Origin of the sequence: Paenibacillus sp. Marseille-P2973 (assembly GCF_018101095.1) — a bacterium.
GTDB lineage: Bacteria > Bacillota > Bacilli > Paenibacillales > Paenibacillaceae > Fontibacillus > Fontibacillus vini.
In genome coordinates this window covers 1-18,753 of record NZ_JAGQEH010000002.1, presented here as the reverse complement: position 1 = coordinate 18,753, position 18,753 = coordinate 1, and the positions used below count along the sequence as shown (strand labels likewise).

20 protein-coding genes and 2 rRNA genes are annotated in these 18,753 nt (G+C 47.8%); 1 reads left to right on the top strand and 21 read right to left on the bottom strand.

Annotated features, from left to right (window positions below):
- Positions 1–3: 3 nt before the first annotated feature.
- The 19 genes from KB559_RS03490 to KB559_RS03400 all read right to left on the bottom strand — a co-directional run bounded on the left by KB559_RS03490 (position 4) and on the right by KB559_RS03400 (position 16,826).
- Positions 4–870 carry an aminoglycoside phosphotransferase family protein gene (locus KB559_RS03490; RefSeq protein WP_211020295.1) on the bottom strand — a complete coding sequence of 289 codons (867 nt, stop codon included), beginning with the start codon at positions 868–870 and terminating at the stop codon, positions 4–6.
- 51 nt (positions 871–921) lie between these two features.
- Positions 922–1,413, bottom strand: a complete 492-nt coding sequence (locus KB559_RS03485; RefSeq protein ID WP_211020293.1) for a GNAT family N-acetyltransferase — start codon at positions 1,411–1,413, stop codon at positions 922–924.
- Positions 1,410–1,826 carry a VanZ family protein gene (locus KB559_RS03480; RefSeq protein WP_211020291.1) on the bottom strand — a complete coding sequence of 139 codons (417 nt, stop codon included), beginning with the start codon at positions 1,824–1,826 and terminating at the stop codon, positions 1,410–1,412. The genes KB559_RS03485 and KB559_RS03480 overlap by 4 nt, the downstream gene beginning before the upstream one ends.
- Complete coding sequence (locus KB559_RS03475; RefSeq protein WP_211020289.1) at positions 1,823–2,389, bottom strand: hypothetical protein; 567 nt, start codon at positions 2,387–2,389, stop codon at positions 1,823–1,825. Before KB559_RS03475 ends, KB559_RS03480 begins: the two co-directional genes overlap by 4 nt.
- A 14-nt stretch (positions 2,390–2,403) precedes the next feature.
- Positions 2,404–3,072, bottom strand: coding sequence for a zinc dependent phospholipase C family protein (locus KB559_RS03470; protein WP_211020288.1), 669 nt, complete (start codon positions 3,070–3,072; stop codon positions 2,404–2,406).
- A gap of 29 nt (positions 3,073–3,101) precedes the next feature.
- Positions 3,102–3,557, bottom strand: a complete 456-nt coding sequence (locus KB559_RS03465) for a RidA family protein (protein ID WP_211020287.1) — start codon at positions 3,555–3,557, stop codon at positions 3,102–3,104.
- A 15-nt stretch (positions 3,558–3,572) separates the two neighbouring features.
- Positions 3,573–3,950, bottom strand: coding sequence for a VOC family protein (locus KB559_RS03460; RefSeq protein ID WP_211020286.1), 378 nt, complete (start codon positions 3,948–3,950; stop codon positions 3,573–3,575).
- Between the two features lie 42 nt (positions 3,951–3,992).
- Entirely contained in the window at positions 3,993–4,535 is a 543-nt protein-coding gene (locus KB559_RS03455; protein WP_211020285.1) for an AAA family ATPase, read from the bottom strand.
- Positions 4,536–4,550: 15 nt separating this feature from the next.
- A complete protein-coding gene (locus tag KB559_RS03450) occupies positions 4,551–5,111 on the bottom strand; it encodes an ATP-binding protein (protein ID WP_211020283.1) in 561 nt (186 codons plus the stop codon).
- A gap of 221 nt (positions 5,112–5,332) precedes the next feature.
- On the bottom strand, positions 5,333–6,181 hold the full coding sequence (locus tag KB559_RS03445; RefSeq protein WP_211020282.1) for a copper amine oxidase N-terminal domain-containing protein: 849 nt from the start codon (positions 6,179–6,181) through the stop codon (positions 5,333–5,335).
- Between the two features lie 251 nt (positions 6,182–6,432).
- Complete coding sequence (locus tag KB559_RS03440; RefSeq protein WP_211020281.1) at positions 6,433–7,221, bottom strand: ABC transporter permease; 789 nt, start codon at positions 7,219–7,221, stop codon at positions 6,433–6,435.
- Between the two features lie 6 nt (positions 7,222–7,227).
- Complete coding sequence (locus KB559_RS03435) at positions 7,228–8,031, bottom strand: ABC transporter permease (RefSeq protein WP_211020280.1); 804 nt, start codon at positions 8,029–8,031, stop codon at positions 7,228–7,230.
- A complete protein-coding gene (locus tag KB559_RS03430) occupies positions 8,024–9,079 on the bottom strand; it encodes an ABC transporter ATP-binding protein (RefSeq protein WP_211020279.1) in 1,056 nt (351 codons plus the stop codon). Before KB559_RS03430 ends, KB559_RS03435 begins: the two co-directional genes overlap by 8 nt.
- Positions 9,080–9,185: 106 nt before the next feature.
- The gene (locus tag KB559_RS03425; RefSeq protein WP_211020278.1) at positions 9,186–10,922 is read right to left on the bottom strand and encodes a proline--tRNA ligase; all 1,737 of its coding nucleotides are present in this window, start codon (positions 10,920–10,922) and stop codon (positions 9,186–9,188) included.
- 223 nt (positions 10,923–11,145) lie between these two features.
- Positions 11,146–11,271: a hypothetical protein gene (locus tag KB559_RS25535; RefSeq protein WP_373316863.1), complete on the bottom strand. Its 126-nt coding sequence runs from the start codon at positions 11,269–11,271 to the stop codon at positions 11,146–11,148.
- A gap of 14 nt (positions 11,272–11,285) precedes the next feature.
- A complete protein-coding gene (locus tag KB559_RS03415) occupies positions 11,286–12,275 on the bottom strand; it encodes a glycerophosphodiester phosphodiesterase family protein (RefSeq protein ID WP_211020275.1) in 990 nt (329 codons plus the stop codon).
- A gap of 48 nt (positions 12,276–12,323) precedes the next feature.
- On the bottom strand, positions 12,324–12,935 hold the full coding sequence (locus KB559_RS03410; protein WP_348772880.1) for an FHA domain-containing protein: 612 nt from the start codon (positions 12,933–12,935) through the stop codon (positions 12,324–12,326).
- 277 nt (positions 12,936–13,212) lie between these two features.
- The gene (gene cysI, locus KB559_RS03405) at positions 13,213–14,943 is read right to left on the bottom strand and encodes an assimilatory sulfite reductase (NADPH) hemoprotein subunit (RefSeq protein ID WP_211020274.1); all 1,731 of its coding nucleotides are present in this window, start codon (positions 14,941–14,943) and stop codon (positions 13,213–13,215) included.
- A 29-nt stretch (positions 14,944–14,972) separates the two neighbouring features.
- Positions 14,973–16,826, bottom strand: a complete 1,854-nt coding sequence (locus tag KB559_RS03400; protein ID WP_211020938.1) for an assimilatory sulfite reductase (NADPH) flavoprotein subunit — start codon at positions 16,824–16,826, stop codon at positions 14,973–14,975.
- 278 nt (positions 16,827–17,104) lie between these two features.
- On the opposite strand from KB559_RS03400, the gene KB559_RS03395 reads away from it, so the two are divergent.
- Entirely contained in the window at positions 17,105–17,545 is a 441-nt protein-coding gene (locus KB559_RS03395) for a spore coat protein (RefSeq protein ID WP_247681603.1), read from the top strand.
- Between the two features lie 653 nt (positions 17,546–18,198).
- Here the strand turns inward: KB559_RS03395 and rrf are convergent.
- Positions 18,199–18,315: ribosomal RNA gene (gene rrf, locus KB559_RS03390) — 5S ribosomal RNA — on the bottom strand.
- A 211-nt stretch (positions 18,316–18,526) separates the two neighbouring features.
- Positions 18,527–18,753: ribosomal RNA gene (locus KB559_RS03385) — 23S ribosomal RNA — on the bottom strand; the annotation flags it as partial.

The window sequence follows — 18,753 nt, the reverse complement described above, 5'->3', positions numbered from 1 at the left end:
ATCTCAGAGCAGCTTTTCATCCAAATAGACATTGTTCTTGATAATAGCCCTTATCACGGATAGCGTATTCTTCCCCTTTGGCAATCCCGCAATTCTGTTCAGCAGGATCCATCGCAGGCAAGCTATGGCTTCAAATCTCTCCAGGTCCTCATCCAAGTAAGTATTCTTCGCTAAAAGGAAGGATCTGTACAATGAGCCATACCTTTCGCTTGCATAAATCCGCATCAAAAAAACCGACCACGCGGCATCATATCTTGGATCGCCAAGTTGGATATTTGTCCAGTCGATAATGGTGAATTTCCCATTCAGTTCAAGTATATTTCCTAGATTGAAATCCCCATGAATCAGTCGATGCTGACCCACTTGCGAATCCTCCACTAACGGAAGTAATACTTCTTTTATATCTGCATGTCCGTCAATACTAGGAAAGAAATAGCTTACGAAATGATATCTCGGCAAGGCATCCAGCGAAGCTACCGACTCAATCGGGACACTATGAATTCCTATTAAAATGTCGGCCAGCGTTTCAAGTTTCAATTTGTTCAATTTAGCTACAGGTGTGCCGCCGTAACCGGTTAATAACACCTGGTTATTATCGGAGTTAATCCCCCAGCCTAGTGGCTCTGAAACGGGAATTCCCTGATTAAATATCCCTTGCAACAGCTCATATTGCATGGCAATGTCCGGCTTAGAGTCTCTGTTCCACACCTTTAACACCAAATCAGCAGTCGTTGTGCTGATCTTGTATACGTCGGCCTCCAGACCGCTCGGCATAGGAGATATTTGTTTTGGTTCCGCTTCCGAAATAAGAGTATGGAAGTCGCCGCATCTCCCCCTCCAGGTAATACCTTTGAAACTATCATCCGTCATGGGTCTTCAACTCATTTCGTTCGTATTTCAGACAGTTCAAGATCGTTAAATTCATAGATTTTTTCTATAAAAGTACTTATGGTCTTCATCCATTTCCCCGGTGATCTCGAACCCTAAACCGCTCCAAAATCTATGATTTGCTTCATTTGTAGGAGTTAGCTCAATGAACGCGGCGCCCTCTTTTTTTATGTATTGTTCAATCTGTATATAAGCCATTTTGCCAAACCCCAGATTACGGTATGCCGGCTCCATATAATATTCCATCAAAAAGCATTTTCCTTGCTCATCGAAATAGGTAACATACATACAGAAGCCAACAAACCCACTCGTTTCTATGAGATATATCCTTAAAGGATTAACAGCCCTTGTTCTTAACTTCTCCACTGCATCCCTATATTCATCCGAATAAAAATATTCCCGGTCAAACTCATCTCCTATGGAAATGTTGCGAGACAGCTCATTGATGTATGTATTGAACAAACCCCAAAACTTCAACAGATCGGATTTACTTTGAACTAAGTATAAATTGATACAGTCACTCATTCCGCTCTCCTTTTCAACCCAACATATACTCCATATCCGATCAAAAATCCAAAGGAGTTTAGAATAAAATCATCGATATCAAAGCTTCCTCTCCTTGATAGCAACTGAGTCATCTCCAAAACAAACACCCCTACGATAAACAAGACCCATCCTTTTAATAAGCGTCCTCCCCAAATCAGCGGAATCAAAACGCCGAAAGGAACGAACACACCTATATTTCCGATGAGATTGATAACCCAGGTTTTAGTGCCCACATCATCAATTCTTAAATAACTGCCGATCGTAAGGAAAGGTCTCAAGTTATACATATAGTCTGCTTGCACGCCTCTTCCAAAACCCCAAATCATCCAGTAAGTCAGTAAAAAGGTATAACCGATGAGTAGCACCATTGAGATTAATGTGCTTTTCTTCATACTACCAATCCATTGAATACCGTTCCAATAATGTAAATGAACACGCAAATACCGAAGACGATCAGCAGAGCCTTCCACTTTTTAACCGCCTCATTCTTAAAAAAGGTGGTAACTGTTTCTCCGCACAAGTAGACGAGCAGCGCTCCATTCCAGATAATTCTTACTCCATATTTTAAATAAGCTGGTATTAATACGTCATAGGCTCCTGCATACAGCTCTAACATACTCGTTATAGAAATGATGACGTTGATATTTCGAATTACAGCATAGGCAAAATAGAATAGTGCCAGCCACCAGCCCCACTTTTTCCCGAGCCAGGTTCCTACCCCGGCCGTTACGCCAAGCAGACCTAAAAAAACCATAGCTCCTTGAAAAAAATACCCGGATACGCCTATTAAAGAGGCTGTTTCGTTGAGATTATTAAATGCAATCATTTGGGTAACAAGCGTTGCCAAACCTCCGAATACCAGCAAGATCGCTAAAAGGGTCACTCCCATGGGACGATCGTACGAGGCCTCCATGGGGTTATTTTCTATAGATTGTTTTTCATAGGATTGATTCACATTATTCCTCCTTACTAACGGAAAATCGTCTGGATTAACTCCTGCTTTGCATTTAAGACTTCCTTGATCACAGTGACGGTAGACTCAACAAAATCTTCAACGTCACTCAACATCAGGTATACCAGTTCGTAATCGTCAGGAACCTCGGTATACAAATAAAATTGTGTAATCCGTCTTACCTGCTCATTGATCTGGCCCTGCGGAAAAATATCCAGGAGGTCCGGAAATGACTTAATATTTTGAAAGATGGAGAAGAAGAGGCTGTGCTCATTCATTTTTAAATATTTGAAATCTACAACGTACCAGTCTCTTTTGACCAGGTACCAATATTCAGGAGTTCCCAAGATGTCTTGATAGGCAGGCTCAATCTTTTTTTGTTTATAGAAACTGCTCCACTCCAAATCGGTCAGTAAATGAAAATAATAACCCAAGTAAAATGACAGCTGTTCCTTAGATAAATCACGCTCTTTGTTCAATATGTATTGATGATAAAACAGGTCCGCGTTTATTTTGCCGTCGACTTTGAAGTGAGTGATTTCTTTTGGCGGATAAAATATTCCTTCCTCGTTTGCAAGCCCGCAATCCGGTCCGATATTTCCTACCAGGAATTCTTCAGGGCTTACATCAAGCCCTAAATCTATTAATTTCTCAGCGATTCTAAAATGCGTCACCCAGGTAGCCATACTGTCCCCTCCAAATGCTAAGCGTTTGGTTAGATCTCTTCGACTTCGAAAATGGAGTCAACAATAATAGGCAGATTGTCTCTCACGGAAACCGCCCCGAATACGGATCTGGCATGGCTTCCTTTGTCTTCAAAAATTTCGAACATCAAGTCTGAAAATCCGTTCAGCACTTTATGATGCTCTTCGAATAAGGGCACCGTATTGACGAATCCTTGCACTTTCACTACTCTCTTAACTTTGTCCAATGTGCCAAGGGCATCCTTCAAAACAGCAAGCACCTCTAATCCAACTTCCCGTGCAAATTGATAGCCTTCCTCCGTCGTATACTCTTGCCCAAGCTTACCTTTGGCGTGACTGCCGGGGCCCTTTCCGGACATAAACAACAAGCCATTCACAATGACGTAGTTAGCGTACTTGGCCGCCGGACTGCTGGCTTGGGGAAGTTCAATTCCTAAGCTCTCCAATTTTAATTCAATCGCACCCATCTTCTCGTCTCCTTTTTATTGTTTGTTTCCTACGGCAATCCATCGGCCGTCAATATCCTCAAAAACGAATTCCTTGTTGCTATAATCCGTGATATCTAAAGGCCGGACAATTTGGACGCCCGATTCAATTAGCTCTTTCTCCAGTTCTTCCTGGTTTTCGGCAATGAAGTAGGCATCATAACCATATCCGTGAATGGCTCTGTTCGGAGTAATTGAAGGATTTGGAGATTGAGTCAACACGATTTCTATGGCATCCCGATACAGGCAAATATGCGGCTCGACAGAATCCAAGTAGGGAACCAACCTAAAACCTAGGCGATGATAGTAGTCGGCAGTTCTGTGCAAATCAGGGGTCGGAAATATCTGCAAACAAGAAATAAATCCCTTGTTCATGTTCGTACTCCCTTTCATATTAGTAATGAATTATGCTAGCTGCTACATAACAAGCGCTTCATTTTGATATCTCTTCAAAATTTCATCCACTGTTTCTTCAGGGGTGAGTTCCGAGGAATCAAGCCACATCCCAAGCCGAGGAGTCTCGTTTCGCAACAGCTCATCCAGCGCTTCCACGGTCCAGATTCCGTATCCTTTTTTCGACCGGTCCGCTTCTCGCTTGGCAACTACCCCAGCATCCGGGCAAAGAACTACGACATATAGCGGACGGTTCTGTATAAATGAAATAAAGTCGTTTAACATGGGACCCACGACGACATCCTGAACGACAACCGTAAATCCCGAATCGAAATAAGTATCCGCCGTGTGGGCGGCCAGACGATATCGAAGCAACAGCTGCTCCAGCTCGTCCTTTTCCGCATCAGGGCTTACTTCTCTTCTGTCATTAACGACCATTCTCCGAAAAATATCTCCTCTGACATGCACCGACTTTTCGAATCGCTCGGAAAGCAGCTGGGCAACGGTCGATTTTCCGCTAGCCATGATGCCTGTGATTAAAATGATTCCTGATGGATTTTTAAGCATAGAATAAAGTCCTTTCTAGTTATTGGCGATGGTAACGATCTTTCGAATAATTTCTCTGACTTCATCGCTATTCTTAATTACCAATAAATGATTGGCTTCTCCTTCTGCCGGTGCCGTCACGTTAGGATTATTCAGAGATTCATATTGTTGCCGATCGAGGACTTCTTTGAAACTTGAAGCTGCCCTGAAGATGGTTTTACTGCGCTGACTGTGAGCAACCCGTTCCTCAAGAACTAGATCAGGCAAGTCAAAATAGACCAGGATGCTAATAAAACCCTCCTTATGGAAATATTCCAGTAACTCCGAGCGACCTTGACCATAACTATTAGAATTACATAGGATAAGGTGCGCGTCCGTTTGCCGAACAGCGTGATCAACAATGGCTCGGGTAATGGAGTATTTGATTGTGTTAGGGCCTTGCTTAGGAAGCAAACGTCTGTAATAAGTGCCGAGAAATTCAGCATGGTTATCCTGATCAATTACAAGAGATTCGTGCAACTGCTGTTCTAATGCTTGGGCAAAGGTTGATTTTCCGCTATGGGTTTTCCCGACGGTTATAACGACTAACCTTTTCATTAATTTTTCTCCATTCATCATTGATCGTGTTCATTCAACTTCTACATTCGTCAATCCGTATCCATATTCCTCCAAAAGGCAACCAACCCTTACAGTATATAAAGAAAAAACCTTATAAATTGAACTATTTAATAATAAAATAGCAGACCAAATTCTGGCCTGCCGTTTTGTCATTATTATTGATACAAATGTGGTCACATCGTGGGACCATTAGCCGCGTTTTATGCGACAGTATTACTAATGATTGATAAAAAACCGTTCTTTGCGGCGCTATCTAGTAATTGAAGAATAGATTGTCTTGCCGTATCGCTAAATAAATACCATTGTTCTTCAGTACCATCATAAATTAACACTTCTGGATATCCCACCAAAGTTTCCTCGGGAAAAGCTTTAATTAAAGTGTAAATATCATACCGCTTGAGGCTTTGACCTTTCAGATCCAAAAAGTCATACTGACCATCTTTATAATAAGTTCCGGGAATGTCCATAGTATACATCCACGAATAATTTACAGGAGCTTCGACTTTACTTCCTTTATTTTCTACAAAAATATTGTAAATTGCTTCGTTATACGCGTTCCCTTTGATTTGCTGTATTACGCCTCCCATGGTCATATGGTATTCCTGTTGAAGTGCTTTTACTTCTACTCCATCGATGACCAATGGCTTTGTATCGATTGATACTGTAGAGTTGCTGTATCTGACATTACTTCCAAACGTCTCTGCGATAAAGCGAAGCGGAACGATGATTCGACTATTTTTAATGTATGGTTTTGCATCGAGAACAATCTCTTCACCGTTCTTTTTTGCTATAGAGCTGTTCATATTCAATATTACTTTCATATTGCTTTTTGTGAGAGTAACTTCAGAATTAGACCAATTGACAGTAGCTCCTAAATTTTCACTAATAACCCGTAGAGGCACCATTGTGCGATTGTTCTTCATTTCAGGCTTCACATCAGTTGCAATGGCGACTCCATCAACTTTAATTTGAATGCCTGCTGCATAAGTAGTTGTAGATGTTATACTTATAAGAATTACAAAGAAAACCCCCAACAATACCTTCTTCATGATATACAACTCCCTTTATTAGGTGAAATTGGTCCAAATTATTAGACGCCCGCAACCTATTAAAAGTTCCGCCAAAAGGCATATGCACTTTTTTATAACCGACGACAAGCCACAGCGTAAAATAAATAAACTGGCGCCGGTAGAGTACCGACGCCAGTTTGCGACTAATGTGTTTCTTCAATGTCCACTATAAAACGGAACATAACAGATTAGATAATCAAATGCGACCTCTGCGGCGTCCGTATCATTTATTAAGACCCTGCGCCCCGATACCGCCGAACTCCATAGTTCCAGGCAGTCAAACCGATGGCGAGGAACACCCCGCCCACGACCGGAGTGAGAAACGCCATGTTCCTCATCTCCTCGCGCTCCAGAAATAACGACGCCGGGTAGACGCCGACGAAGGCAAACGGCAGTATCCAGGTAAGCAGCACCTGAATGGCGCGGTTGTAAATGGTTACCGGGTAACGCCCGTAACCTTGAACGTTGAACATCAACGGCAGAATGCCGGTCGGTGCATCGGAGTAGAAAGACAGCGACGTCAGAGCCGTGTAAATCCCCGTATAAATCGCTACCGCGCTAATCGTCAGCACCAGCATGGCGGGAATGGTCCACCATTCAAACGGCAGGCCCAACTGCGATCCGCTGATCGCCATGATCACGATCCCGATGATGGAGCCTACCAGCGCAGGCGGATCGACATTTTCCAAGAAGATTTGGAACAGATTATGCGCCGGACGGGTCATAACCCGGTCCATTTCCCCTTTTACAATATAGCGTTCGCTGAAGCCCCACAAATTGATGAAACAGCTGAACACGCCAAAAGGCACCATAAAAAATCCGTAAACAAACACCACTTCGCCCTGGCTCCAGCCGCCAAGACTGTCGGTATGCATGAAGATTACGAAGATGAAGATCAGATTCGTCGCCTGGAACAGCAGATCAGAAATGACTTCAACCCAGAAATCCGCCCGGTAAGTCATCCGGGTTTTAATGTAGTTTTTCAAATACTCTACGATGAGCCCTAAGTAATATGACATATCTCCTTAACCTCCCTGCACAAACAGGCGTTTCCGCGACATCCGGTACAGCAAGACCATAGGGATCAGCAATAGCAGGAACCAGAGCACCTGAATCCCGAGCACATGCCAGATGCCTACGCCTTGAATCCGTCCGGTAAACACGGAACCCGGCAAGTAAGTTATCGCCTGGAACGGTAAAAATCCCATAATGTCGGCAAGCCAGCCCGGAAACAAACTGATCGGGATGATCAGGCCGGAGAACAGGTCGACGACAACCCGTTTCATGCGCATGAAGCCCTCATTATTTTCCACGAAAAAAGCCATCAGTCCGGTAATCACATTAAGCTGAGAATTGATCAGAAAGCTGAAAAACAGCATGACGAGAAACCCTGCCCACGCCTCGGGCGCGGTCGGAAGCTTCACCGGAAAGAGCAGCATGGCGATCGCCATCCCCGGGATCATGAACAGCATGAACCGGAACAAGCCTTCGCCGAAGCCTTGCATCATTTTAACCATGATGTAGTTATAAGGCCGGATAAACTGGATCGCGATACTTCCGTCCCGGATATCTGTTGAGATTTCACGGTCCAGATTGTTAAAATAAAACGCGCGGGCCATCCACGAAACAGCCAAATATGTTGTCATCTGCGACGCGGTGAACCCGCCCAGCTCCCCGCCGCCTCCGTAGATCGCTTTCCAGGTAAAATAGTACACTCCAATATTGAGCGTATAAATTAGAATGCCTGTGTAGTAATTAACCCGATACGCCAGCATCGTCAAGAACCGGATTCGGATAAAATCGATATACGCGCTGGCTCCGCTAAACATGAGTCATCACGCTCTCGTCCTCGGTCACATCGTTCGCGTCCGTTTTCTTCTCGGCGGAACCGGACTGATAAATGCTGCGAACGATATCGTCCGTATTTGTCTCGACGATTTTGATGTCGGTAATGTCCGCCTTCCCGACGACTTGTCCGAGCACGTCGGACACATTGATTTCTAGCGGGATCCAGACCTTGGCGCCTAAATCATTCTCCGCCGACCATTCCACAGGCAGTCCTGCCGTCCAGGCTTGAAGCTGAGCCAGCTTCGTGCCGGTTCCGAACTGGAATTGGACTTCCCGCCCGGTGCCCCAGCGGTTTTTCAGTTCTTCCAGCCCGCCGTCATAAATGATCCGGCCATCATCCAGCATAATGACTCGGGAGCAAAGCGCCTCGATATCTTGAAGGTCATGAGTCGTGAGGAGGATCGTTGTGCCATGCTCACGGTTCATATCCTTCAGAAATTCGCGGATTTCCGATTTGACCACAATGTCCAGTCCGATCGTCGGCTCGTCCAAAAACACGATGGACGGATTATGGAGCAGTGCAGCCACCAGCTCGCAGCGCATCCGCTGGCCGAGACTGAGCTTACGCACGGGACGGTTCAGCAGATCCTGCAGCTGAAGCCGTTCCACCAATTCGTCCAGCCGGCGCTTGAAATCCTGTTCCGACACCTTATATACCTTGCGAAGCAGCTGGAACGATTCGATCACCCCGATATCCCACCACAGCTGACTCCGCTGTCCGAATACCACGCCGATATGCTGAACGAACTTCTCTCTCTCCTCATATGGAACAAATCCGCCGACCGATAGATGGCCGGAAGTCGGAACTAGAATTCCGGTCAACATTTTAATCGTCGTCGACTTACCGGCGCCGTTCTCGCCGATATATCCGCAGATTTCTCCTTGAGGAATTTGGAACGAAATATCTTTTACAGCGGCGACCTCATTGTACTGCCGCTTGAACAAATCTTGAAAAGCGCCCTTCAAGCCTTCGCGGTTCTTCTGAACCTTGAACGTTTTGCGCAAATCCTTCACTTCAATTGCATTCATCTTCGCAGTACCTCTCTAAACTTAAGATCGATGGACGGGCTCCATCCATATCGCCTTAAAATTATATAGCAGCTGAGAAAAAAGCGCCAGCCCGGAAAGGCTCATCCTAATGTCCAATATTAGCCGTATTAAGCATTCCCAGAATTCGTTCCACAGCGTCATCGGCACTAAGCGACGTTTTATCACGAGGAGAATGACGCTCCGCATATTCAACCAGACCTGCTGCGGCATCCTTGCCGATCACGATTCGCACCGGGAGTCCGATCAGATCAGCATCCTTGAATTTAACCCCGGCCCGTTCATCGCGATCATCGAGCAGCACTTCAACACCTTTCGATTGCAAGCGTTGATACAGTTCTTCAGCGAGCCGAGCCTGTTCTTCATCCTTCACCGAAACCGGCACCAGGTGCACATGGTATGGCGCCAATGCCAGTGGCCAGACGATCCCGTTGTCGTCGTGGTTCTGCTCAATGACAGCGGACAAAATACGGGAAACCCCGATCCCGTAGCAGCCCATAATCATCGTTTGGGCCTTGCCCGAAGCGTCAAGAAACGTCGCGCCCAGCTTTTCACTGTATTTGGTCCCCAGCTTGAATACATGTCCCACCTCAATGCCGCGGTAGAATTTCAAGGTTCCATCGGCGCAGCGAGGACATGGTTCGCCTTCCTGTACCGTGCGAAAATCCCCCACCTTGGAATGCGTCAAATCCCTGGAAGGAACAAGCTGCCGGTAGTGATAATCCAACTCGTTGGCCCCGGCAATTCCATGTTCCATTTCTGCCGCTGAGTGATCTAATAGAACAGAGATATTAGTCAAACCGTAGGGACCGATGAAACCTACCTGAACTCCAGTCCAAGCCTGCATCGACTCCGGATCGGCGATTTCAATCATCTCGGCGCCCAGGAAACTTTTTACTTTCAGCTCATTGATTTCCTGATCCCCGCGCACGACTACAGCTACCGGTTCTCCGTCAACCGCGAAAAGCACCGTTTTCATGATCTCCGCTGTCCTTACTCCTAACGAGGATACAAGCTGATCGATCGTTTTGATGGCCGGTGTATGGAACTTTTCCGGCTGCCCTAAGTCCTCAGTTCCAGCTCCGATAACAGTTTTGAAGTTAGAACCCGATTCTGCCTTTTCGAGATTAGCGGCATAGTCGCAGCACGTACATGTGGCAATCGTATCCTCACCGATATCGGCTAAAGCCATGAATTCATGGGTTCCCCCTTCGCCCCCGATCGCTCCCGCATCCGCCTCCACCGCGCGGAAGTTCAAGCCGCAGCGCTCGAATATCCGATGATAGGCATGATACATCTCCCAATAGGAACGGTCCAATCCTTCCCAGTCCGGGTCGAATGAATACGCATCCTTCATCAGGAACTCCCTGCCACGCAGCAGTCCGAAACGTGGGCGACGCTCATCACGATATTTAGTCTGGATTTGATACAAAGTAACAGGCAATCTCCGGTATGAGCTTATTTCTTGTTTGACCAGCGAAGTGATTACCTCTTCATGAGTCGGCCCTAATGCGAATTCCCGTCCATGGCGGTCCTTCAAACGAATCAACTCCGGACCATATACCTCATAACGGCCGGATTCCTCCCATAGTTCAGCAGGCTGCATGGCCGGCATCAGCAGTTCCTGTGCTCCGGCCCGGTCCATTTCCTCCCGTACGATTTGCTCCGCTTTGCGCAGCACCCGTCTGCCAAGCGGCATATACGTGTAAATCCCGGCGGCCAACTGTCGGATGAGACCGGCGCGAAGCAGCAATTGGTGGCTAACAGCCTCCGCATCGCCCGGCGATTCCCGCAGTGTATTCAGTAATAATTGGCTTTGGCGCATGATCAAACTCCCCTTTCAACATAAAAAGACACATTCGTCAGGGACGAATGTGTCGTGGTACCACCCTTGTTTAACCGTCGGAATAGCAACGGTCCTTCATCAAATAACGGCAGCTGCCGGCAACGGCTAATTGGTATAATCCCCAGTCTCCGTTACTGCTCACAAGGTAGGGTCAACGTCCGGTCGCGGCGGGAAGCCTTTCAGCCTGCGGGATTCCTCTCTGTTATCGCGATTGTTGAACGATGGGGCCTTGGTCTAAGCATTTTAACAATATGAGTTTATTATTGGATAAAATACAGGATCGATCCGAATTAGTCAAGTAGAAACAGCACCTGCGGTTTGAGCGCATTCGATTTCCTTTGTCTAATCTGCCTTGAGGCCTGCCAGACGATCAATCCGGTTCGTCCAGATCCAACCGCTATACGAGGAAGGAAGCCGCTTTACATCCTCCAGACTGTCAAAACCGCTGGAAAAGTCGCTTCCGTCTCCCCCCACCACGATAACCCTCGTATCCGCGCGTTCCATCCGGCTAAGAAACTTATCCGGCCAGCCCCAAATCCACGGGGCGATCTTCTCGGGAATATGCAATTCCGTATTCCGGCATGCCGAAGGAATATAACCGGTCCAGCCTGAAGCCTCGTAGGAGATAAGGCATTCCTTGAGCGTCTCCTTGGACATGGCCCGCATATCGGGTAATTTCTCCTTTAGGGCCGCGATCGGTTCGTCACCGCCATACACGGTATATCGCTCCAGCTTTTCACGAGACATCCCGCTAAAATACTCCGCAAGCTGAACTCCTTCTTCCGCATCATTGCTTTTGATATGTAGCAAAAAGTTCTGATCGGGAAACTGTCTTAGCACTTCCGTCAGTGAGGGCATCAAATTGATCCCCTTCCCCCGGAACGGATACGTTGCACCTCCATCTGCCGTATAGCCGTACCCGATGTCCAGAAGCTTCAGTTCAGCCATTGTATAATCCACGGTTTTTCCTTGCCCATTGGTCCTGCAATCCAGTGTCCAATCATGAAACACCGCAAATTGGCCGTCTTTTGTCGGCTTGACATCCAATTCCACCATATCCGCACCTGCCAGAAACGCCGCTCTCATGGAAGAAATCGTATTCTCCAGATAAGGATGCTCAGGTTCATAAATTCGTTCCGCCGTGCAGGTATCATTCTGAATATTTTCCATGGAAAAGGTTTGTGCCAAACCGCGGTGGGCCAGCAATTTGGGACCCTCATCCTCATGATGATTTCCAATAAACAGCGAAGTATTATTGATCCAGATGAACAGGAGCAATCCGACCGCGATCCAAAACCGCTTCCGTCTGATCCAGCGTTTTAACAAGTTCATTTTCGTGTCCTCCAAAATAGAAACACGTAACGACTACTCCAATCCGATCTAATGGTTCGGCTCGCTTTCGAGAATATAGCCGTTTCCGCGGACAGAGGTAATCTGAAAGGTATCTTTACCGTATTTTTTCCGAATGCGGTACATGAGCGCATTGATTTCATCCGCCGTCACATCCGGCAATCCGTCGGTCCCCCAAGTCCGGTCATGCCAAACGATACTTTTGATTTCCGCGATGGTCACGAGCCGGTTCATATGCTGATGGAGCAGGCGGAGCAAGAGAAATTCTTTTTCCGACATCGGAATTTTGCGTCCGTCAACCTGACACTCCCGTTTTTCCCATAGGATGGATACTTGGCCTATTTCACGTTCCTCCGCTTCAGGCACTTCCCGGATGGATTCAAATTCCAGTGTCTGTTCAGCCGAGGCATATGAAAAGTGCATAATTATGGTTCCCCGCGCCAACTGAATCCGGTCGTTATTTTCCAGCACATAAGGTGCATGTGGAATTACGGGAACCCCGTTGACCTCGCTTCCGTGCCGGCTGCCCAAATCATAAAGTACTGCCTTCTCTCCCTCTTGCCGAATGCTCAAATGATGCCGGGATACAAAAATATTCGTAAAGGCGATGCCCGGCGCATTATCTTTAGTGCCTCTGCCCACTTCGGTCTCCGGTTGGCTCAGATTGAGGCAGGTACCCGGACGGTACGGCTCCCCGCGGATGATATAGAGACATGCGTAAGTTTCCAGTTTATTTCCCTCCAGACTCCCTGTCTTCGTTTATCTTAGCTTATCTCCTATTTTAACAAAATCGCCGGACAATGATAAAACCCTCATAAATGACTGATAAACCATCTGCCTATAAAAAAGAGAGCCCCGCCGTAAAACCCGGCAAAGACTCCCTTGGATAGTTAAAATTTCATGATGCTCGTCATGTTCATTAAGCATGAAAATCCTGACCTGAACGGACTTCCTTGACGTACCCGGCACGAATCGTGAAATCGCCGAAATGCTCTCCTTCACGCCGTTCCTTGGCATAATGGGCAAATAGGACCCGCAGAGAATCCAAGATTTCCGTCTCCCCGATGTTTTCCTTGTAGAGCTTGTTCAGTCTCTCTCCCGCAAAACCGCCGCCGAGGTACATATTGTACTTGCCCGGTGCTTTGCCGATAAAAGAAAGCTCAGCCAGCGCCGGTCTCGCGCACCCGTTCGGGCATCCGGTCATCCGGATGACGATCTCATCCTCCCGCAGACCGTTCTCCTCCAGCAGCGGCTCCATCTTGCCCAACAATGTCGGCAGATAGCGTTCCGACTCGGCCATGGCCAGCCCGCAAGTAGGAAGCGCCACGCAAGCCATGGAATTGAGTTTGAGCGCAGTATAATGCTCGCCGGACGTAATTCCATACTTAGCGATGAGTTCATCGATCTTTTTCTTTTTTGCGGTCGTTACATTTGAAATGATCAGATTCTGATTCGCCGTCAGCCTGAAATCCCCGGTATGCAGCTTGGCGATTTCCCGCAGTCCGGTCATCAGCAGGTAGTTTTCTTCATCTTTAATCCGGCCGTTCTCGATAAACAATGTAAAATGCCATTTGCCGCCGTTACCTTTTACCCAGCCGTAGCGATCGCCATGATGGTCGAACTGATAAGGCTTCGCAGCTTCCAGCGTCCATCCCAGGCGGCGGGTCAGCTCGTCAACGAACCAATCGATGCCGCGGTCGTCAATCGTATATTTGAACCGGGCATGCTTCCGAACGGAACGGTCTCCGTAATCCCGCTGAATCGTCACGGTCTTTTCCGCAACATCGATGACTTGCTCCGGCGTACAGAAGCCGATCACCTGGGCCACTTGAGGATAGGTCTTCACGTCTCCGTGCGTCATGCCCATCCCGCCGCCGACAGCGACGTTGAATCCTTTTAGTTTGCCGTTCTCGGTGATCGCAATAAGTCCCAAATCCTGGGAAAATACATCCACATCGTTCGATGGCGGTACCGCAATGCCAATCTTGAATTTCCGCGGCAAGTAGACCTTGCCGTAGATCGGCTCCTGCTCCTCTTCCGTTCCGTTGTCCCGGCTGTCCAATACCTTTTCGCCGTCCAGCCAAATCTCATGATAAGCTTTGGTCTGCGGTTCCAGGTGCTCGCTAAGCCGGCTTGCCCAATGGTACACTTCCGCGTGAATATCCGATTGGTTCGGATTCGGGTTACACATTACGTTACGGTTGACGTCACCGCAAGCCGCCAAAGTGGTCAGCATCGAGTTATGCACTTCCTGAATCGTCTTCTTCATATTCCATTTCAGGATGCCGTGCAATTGAACCGATTGCCGCGTCGTTAAGCGAATCGTCCCGCTGGAATAAGCTTGAGCAACCCGGTCCATCATCAGCCACTGCTCCGGCGTTACCACGCCGCCCGGTGCCCGTACCCGCAGCATGAACTGGTATGCCGGTTCCAGCTTTTGTTTGCTACGCTCGTTACGCAGGTCCCGGTCGTCCTGCATGTAGCTGCCGTGGAATTTCATCAACCGGTTTTCATCTTCCGGAATCGAGGCCGTAATACGGTCCTCGAGTACCTCTTCCAGCTGGCCGCGCAAATAATTGCTTCTGACTTTTATATCTTCCACGTCGCTGTGCGGCGCACTGTTCGGCGACAATAAATTGTTCTCAGACATTCGATCTTTCTCCTCTCACGGTCAGGGAATTAATAGACATCCCGCTGATAACGTTTTTGCTGCTGCATCCGGGTCAAATATTCCGATGCTTCCTCAGGGCTGAACCGGCCTTCCTGCTCAAGAATCGTGGCAAGCGCCGCATGCACGTCGTGGGCCATCTTTTTCTCATCGCCGCAAACGTATATCACTGCGCCTTCCTGCAACCATTCGTAGAGCTCGCGGCTCTTTTCCAGCATCCGGTGCTGAACGTATACTTTCTGCTCCGTATCGCGGGAGAAAGCAACATCCATCCGGGTCAGCACGCCTTCTTTCAACCAGCGCTGCCATTCCACCTGATACAAGAAATCCGTCGAAAAATGCTGATCCCCGTAGAACAGCCAGGTTTTCCCCTGCGCTCCTGTCTCTTCGCGTTCGCTGAGGAACGCTCGGAATGGAGCGACTCCCGTACCGGGACCGATCATAATAACCGGCGTTTCCGGATTGTCCGGCAGCTTGAAATTCGGATTGTGCTGAATGAACACCGGCAAAGAATCTCCCGGCTGAATACGTTCGGCCAGCTGCACCGAGCAAACGCCGTAGCGGTTGCGGCCGTTGCTTTCATAACGCACTGCGCGAACGGTCACATGGACTTCATCCGGGCTGGCCTTCAGGCTGCTCGCAATCGAATATAAGCGCGGCGGAATCTTACGCAACAACGATACGAACTGTCCGGCCGGAATTCCTTTTAGAGAGTAATCCTGCACCAGATCGAGCAGATCCCGTTCGCTCAGATAGGTTCTTAATTCCTCTGTTTTGGAGGGATCGAGCAAGTCTTTTAAACCGGAGTTTCCGGTCAGTTCCGCCAACTGATTTAGCAGCGGCTTGGTCAGCACCGTGATTTCAAAATACCGCAGCAGCGCTTCCCGCAAGGACCGCGTTTCGCCTTGCTTGTTGACGGATACGGATTCATTACCATCCCAGCCCATCGCTTCGATCAATTCATCCGCCAGTCGCGGATGGTTCTCCGGATAGATCCCCAGGCTGTCGCCCGGCTCATACTGAAGATTCGAGCCCTCCAGGGAGATTTCGACATGACGTGTTTCCCTGTCCGACCCACGACCATTGAGATTGAGATTTTCCAGGACTTCAGCCTGGAAAGGATTACTCCGGGAGTATTCCGATTCCGCTTCGCTTACGACAGAGCTTGGTGTCGCACCGGAAGCAACTGCTCCCGCTCCGTTCCCCGCGCCTTGCGCCAATGCGCCAAGCACCTGATTCATCCATTCCGAAGCCGGCTCCGCAAAATCGACGTCACAGTCGACTCTAGGAGCAAGCTCTTTACCCCCGAGCTCCGCCAAACGTTTGTCGAAATCTTTGCCGGTCTGGCAGAAGAATTCGTAAGACGTATCCCCGAGTGCAAGCACCGAATATCTCAAATTGTCCAGTTGCGGTGCTCTTTTACTATGCAAGAACTCATAGAAGGCAATCGCGCTATCCGGCGGTTCTCCTTCGCCATGCGTGCTTACCAGGACTAAGAGATTCTCGATTTTCTTCAGGGTATTAGGTTTGAAGTCGCCCATTGAGCTAAGCGTTACCAGAAACCCTTGCTCTTCAAGACGCTTGCCGAGCTTTTTGGCCAATCCACTGCTGTTTCCGGTCTGCGAGCCAAACAATACCGTGACCTCTTTGGATACCACAGGACCCGGGTCTACTGTCGATCCTGCTGTTGCTAACCCTTGGGCTCCTCCAGCCGGAGCCGAGATTGCAGCTGCTGCCGTTCCCTGCACCGCAGCCAAATACCCGCTAAGCCATACGCGCTGCGTATCCGTCAGCGAAGGCAACAGACGGTTCAACAATTCCGCTTGCTCTTGATTAAAAGGACTGTTCGTAACTTGAAATTCCAACATATCCACCTCACGTAGCTTCCATAAATTCAATTCCTACTAATATGATCAGAATTATACTTACTTGAACTTATCATAGCTCGCGAAATTGGTCAATTCGAATCATTTTATAGAACCGATTAGGTTTTCTGATAAAGGTAAGTTTTTACTTTTAATTCTCAGTTACTGGAATCACCAAATCTGGGCGAATGCATATATTGAATCAAATTTCTCTATTGGAGTGTGACAACGTGAGCCTATACCAAGGTAGCCCGAAGCATTTGGCTTGGCATGAAACGATGGAACTTCACGAACTGGTAGCTTTTCAATCCGTAAATTTAGTTGCATTTAAACAAAAACTGCCCACCATCAAAGACCCGGTCCTTTGCTCGCTTTACAAGGAAACGATCTGCATGCTGGAGCAAAATCTGCAGGAACTCCTTAAGTTCTATCCACTGGCACCGACGATGAATCGAAGCCATATGCCCGATATGACCGCCTTTGATGCTGCCAGCCTGCTTGGCTTTGCCAAAACGGCAGTCCGCAACTATTCGATTGCAATTACCGAAACTGCCACCCCTATTTTGAGAGAAACCTTCCAGAAGCAATTAATTTGTGCTATCGATCTTCATGCCATGATATTTAACTTTATGTGCTCCAAGGGCTACTATCCTGCGTATAATTTAGAACAACTCCTTTGTAACGATGTAAACATGGCAACTGCGGCGCTGAGGCTTTAAGCGGGGCCAGCGTGTTTCGTCTTAACTCATAGAATAGCAAAAGCACTGCCGATCATCTCGGCGGTGCTTTTCTTCGTTGCTTGGCAACGTCCTACTCTCCCAGGACCCTTATGTAATTCGCTTCAAGAAACCCTTGTAGACAAAGTACTTATGGTCTACAAAGCTGCTTGCGCCTAAACAGCTAAGATCCTTAGCGCTTAGCAGCTAGCCGTCTTTGCATCTTTGCATCTTTGCTTCTTTGCTTCTTTGCTTCTTTGCTTCTTTGCTTCTTTGCTTCTTTGCTTCTTTGCTTCTTTTGCATCTTTGCATCTTTGCAGCCTTGCTTCTTTGCATCATTTGCAACTTTGCAGCCCTGTAGCCCAGCACTTAAGCAGCTTAGCACCTTTCCCCTGCTTAATTAACTGTAATCACTACATCTAATTTTGCTTCCTCGGCTTCCCGGGTTAAATTAACTACAAAAACTACAGTTATTTTGGAGAATTTGGGCCATTCCGAGCTAAAATTGCAGAATTAACTGTAGGTTTTACAGTTATTTGTCTAGAATGAGCTTGTCTTGCGAAAATAACTGCAGGTTTTACAGTTAAGTTGTTGATTAGATAGCACCAACAACAAAAAAAGCACCGCCGAGGTTATCGGCTGTGCTCTTCTTCGTTGCTTGGCGGCGTCCTACTCTCCCAGGACCCTTCGGTCCAAGTACCATCGGCGCTGGAGGGCTTAACGGTCGTGTTCGGGATGGGTACGTGTGGAACCCCTCCGCTATCGCCACCAAACGGGTAAAATTGCTCAGGTTGCGGCATCGCCAAATGCCGTGCAGCAACTCTTCACGTAGCAACTACTTGAATTGCTATCGATCAGATCTTGCTCCCTGAAAACTGGATACGAAACGTGAATTTGCGTGTTAGCCCCTAATTGGTTCACCGGGGTCCCCGAAAAGTAATCGGAATTACCTTCGAAGCCTCGCTTCACTTTTTGGGGTATCTTTTGGATAAGCCCTCGACCGATTAGTACCTGTCAGCTCCATACATTGCTGCACTTCCACCTCAGGCCTATCAACCTCGTGGTCTTCAAGGGGTCTTACTAGTTGGGAAATCTCATCTTGAGGGGGGCTTCACGCTTAGATGCTTTCAGCGCTTATCCCGTCCGCACGTAGCTACCCAGCTATGCTCCTGGCGGAACAACTGGTGCACCAGCGGTGCGTCCATCCCGGT

Bases quoted from the DNA above. Each gene is read 5' to 3' on its own strand.
- KB559_RS03490 (WP_211020295.1), bottom strand. From the start codon at position 870: ATGACGGATGATAGTTTCAAAGGTATTACCTGGAGGGGGAGATGCGGC.
- KB559_RS03485 (WP_211020293.1), bottom strand. From the start codon at position 1,413: ATGAGTGACTGTATCAATTTATACTTAGTTCAAAGTAAATCCGATCTG.
- KB559_RS03480 (WP_211020291.1), bottom strand. From the start codon at position 1,826: ATGAAGAAAAGCACATTAATCTCAATGGTGCTACTCATCGGTTATACC.
- KB559_RS03470 (WP_211020288.1), bottom strand. From the start codon at position 3,072: ATGGCTACCTGGGTGACGCATTTTAGAATCGCTGAGAAATTAATAGAT.
- KB559_RS03465 (WP_211020287.1), bottom strand. From the start codon at position 3,557: ATGGGTGCGATTGAATTAAAATTGGAGAGCTTAGGAATTGAACTTCCC.
- KB559_RS03460 (WP_211020286.1), bottom strand. From the start codon at position 3,950: ATGAACAAGGGATTTATTTCTTGTTTGCAGATATTTCCGACCCCTGAT.
- KB559_RS03455 (WP_211020285.1), bottom strand. From the start codon at position 4,535: ATGCTTAAAAATCCATCAGGAATCATTTTAATCACAGGCATCATGGCT.
- KB559_RS03450 (WP_211020283.1), bottom strand. From the start codon at position 5,111: ATGAAAAGGTTAGTCGTTATAACCGTCGGGAAAACCCATAGCGGAAAA.
- KB559_RS03445 (WP_211020282.1), bottom strand. From the start codon at position 6,181: ATGAAGAAGGTATTGTTGGGGGTTTTCTTTGTAATTCTTATAAGTATA.
- KB559_RS03440 (WP_211020281.1), bottom strand. From the start codon at position 7,221: ATGTCATATTACTTAGGGCTCATCGTAGAGTATTTGAAAAACTACATT.
- KB559_RS03435 (WP_211020280.1), bottom strand. From the start codon at position 8,031: ATGTTTAGCGGAGCCAGCGCGTATATCGATTTTATCCGAATCCGGTTC.
- KB559_RS03430 (WP_211020279.1), bottom strand. From the start codon at position 9,079: ATGAATGCAATTGAAGTGAAGGATTTGCGCAAAACGTTCAAGGTTCAG.
- KB559_RS03425 (WP_211020278.1), bottom strand. From the start codon at position 10,922: ATGCGCCAAAGCCAATTATTACTGAATACACTGCGGGAATCGCCGGGC.
- KB559_RS25535 (WP_373316863.1), bottom strand. From the start codon at position 11,271: ATGCGCTCAAACCGCAGGTGCTGTTTCTACTTGACTAATTCGGATCGA.
- KB559_RS03415 (WP_211020275.1), bottom strand. From the start codon at position 12,275: ATGAACTTGTTAAAACGCTGGATCAGACGGAAGCGGTTTTGGATCGCG.
- cysI (WP_211020274.1), bottom strand. From the start codon at position 14,943: ATGTCTGAGAACAATTTATTGTCGCCGAACAGTGCGCCGCACAGCGAC.
- KB559_RS03395 (WP_247681603.1), top strand. From the start codon at position 17,105: ATGGAACTTCACGAACTGGTAGCTTTTCAATCCGTAAATTTAGTTGCA.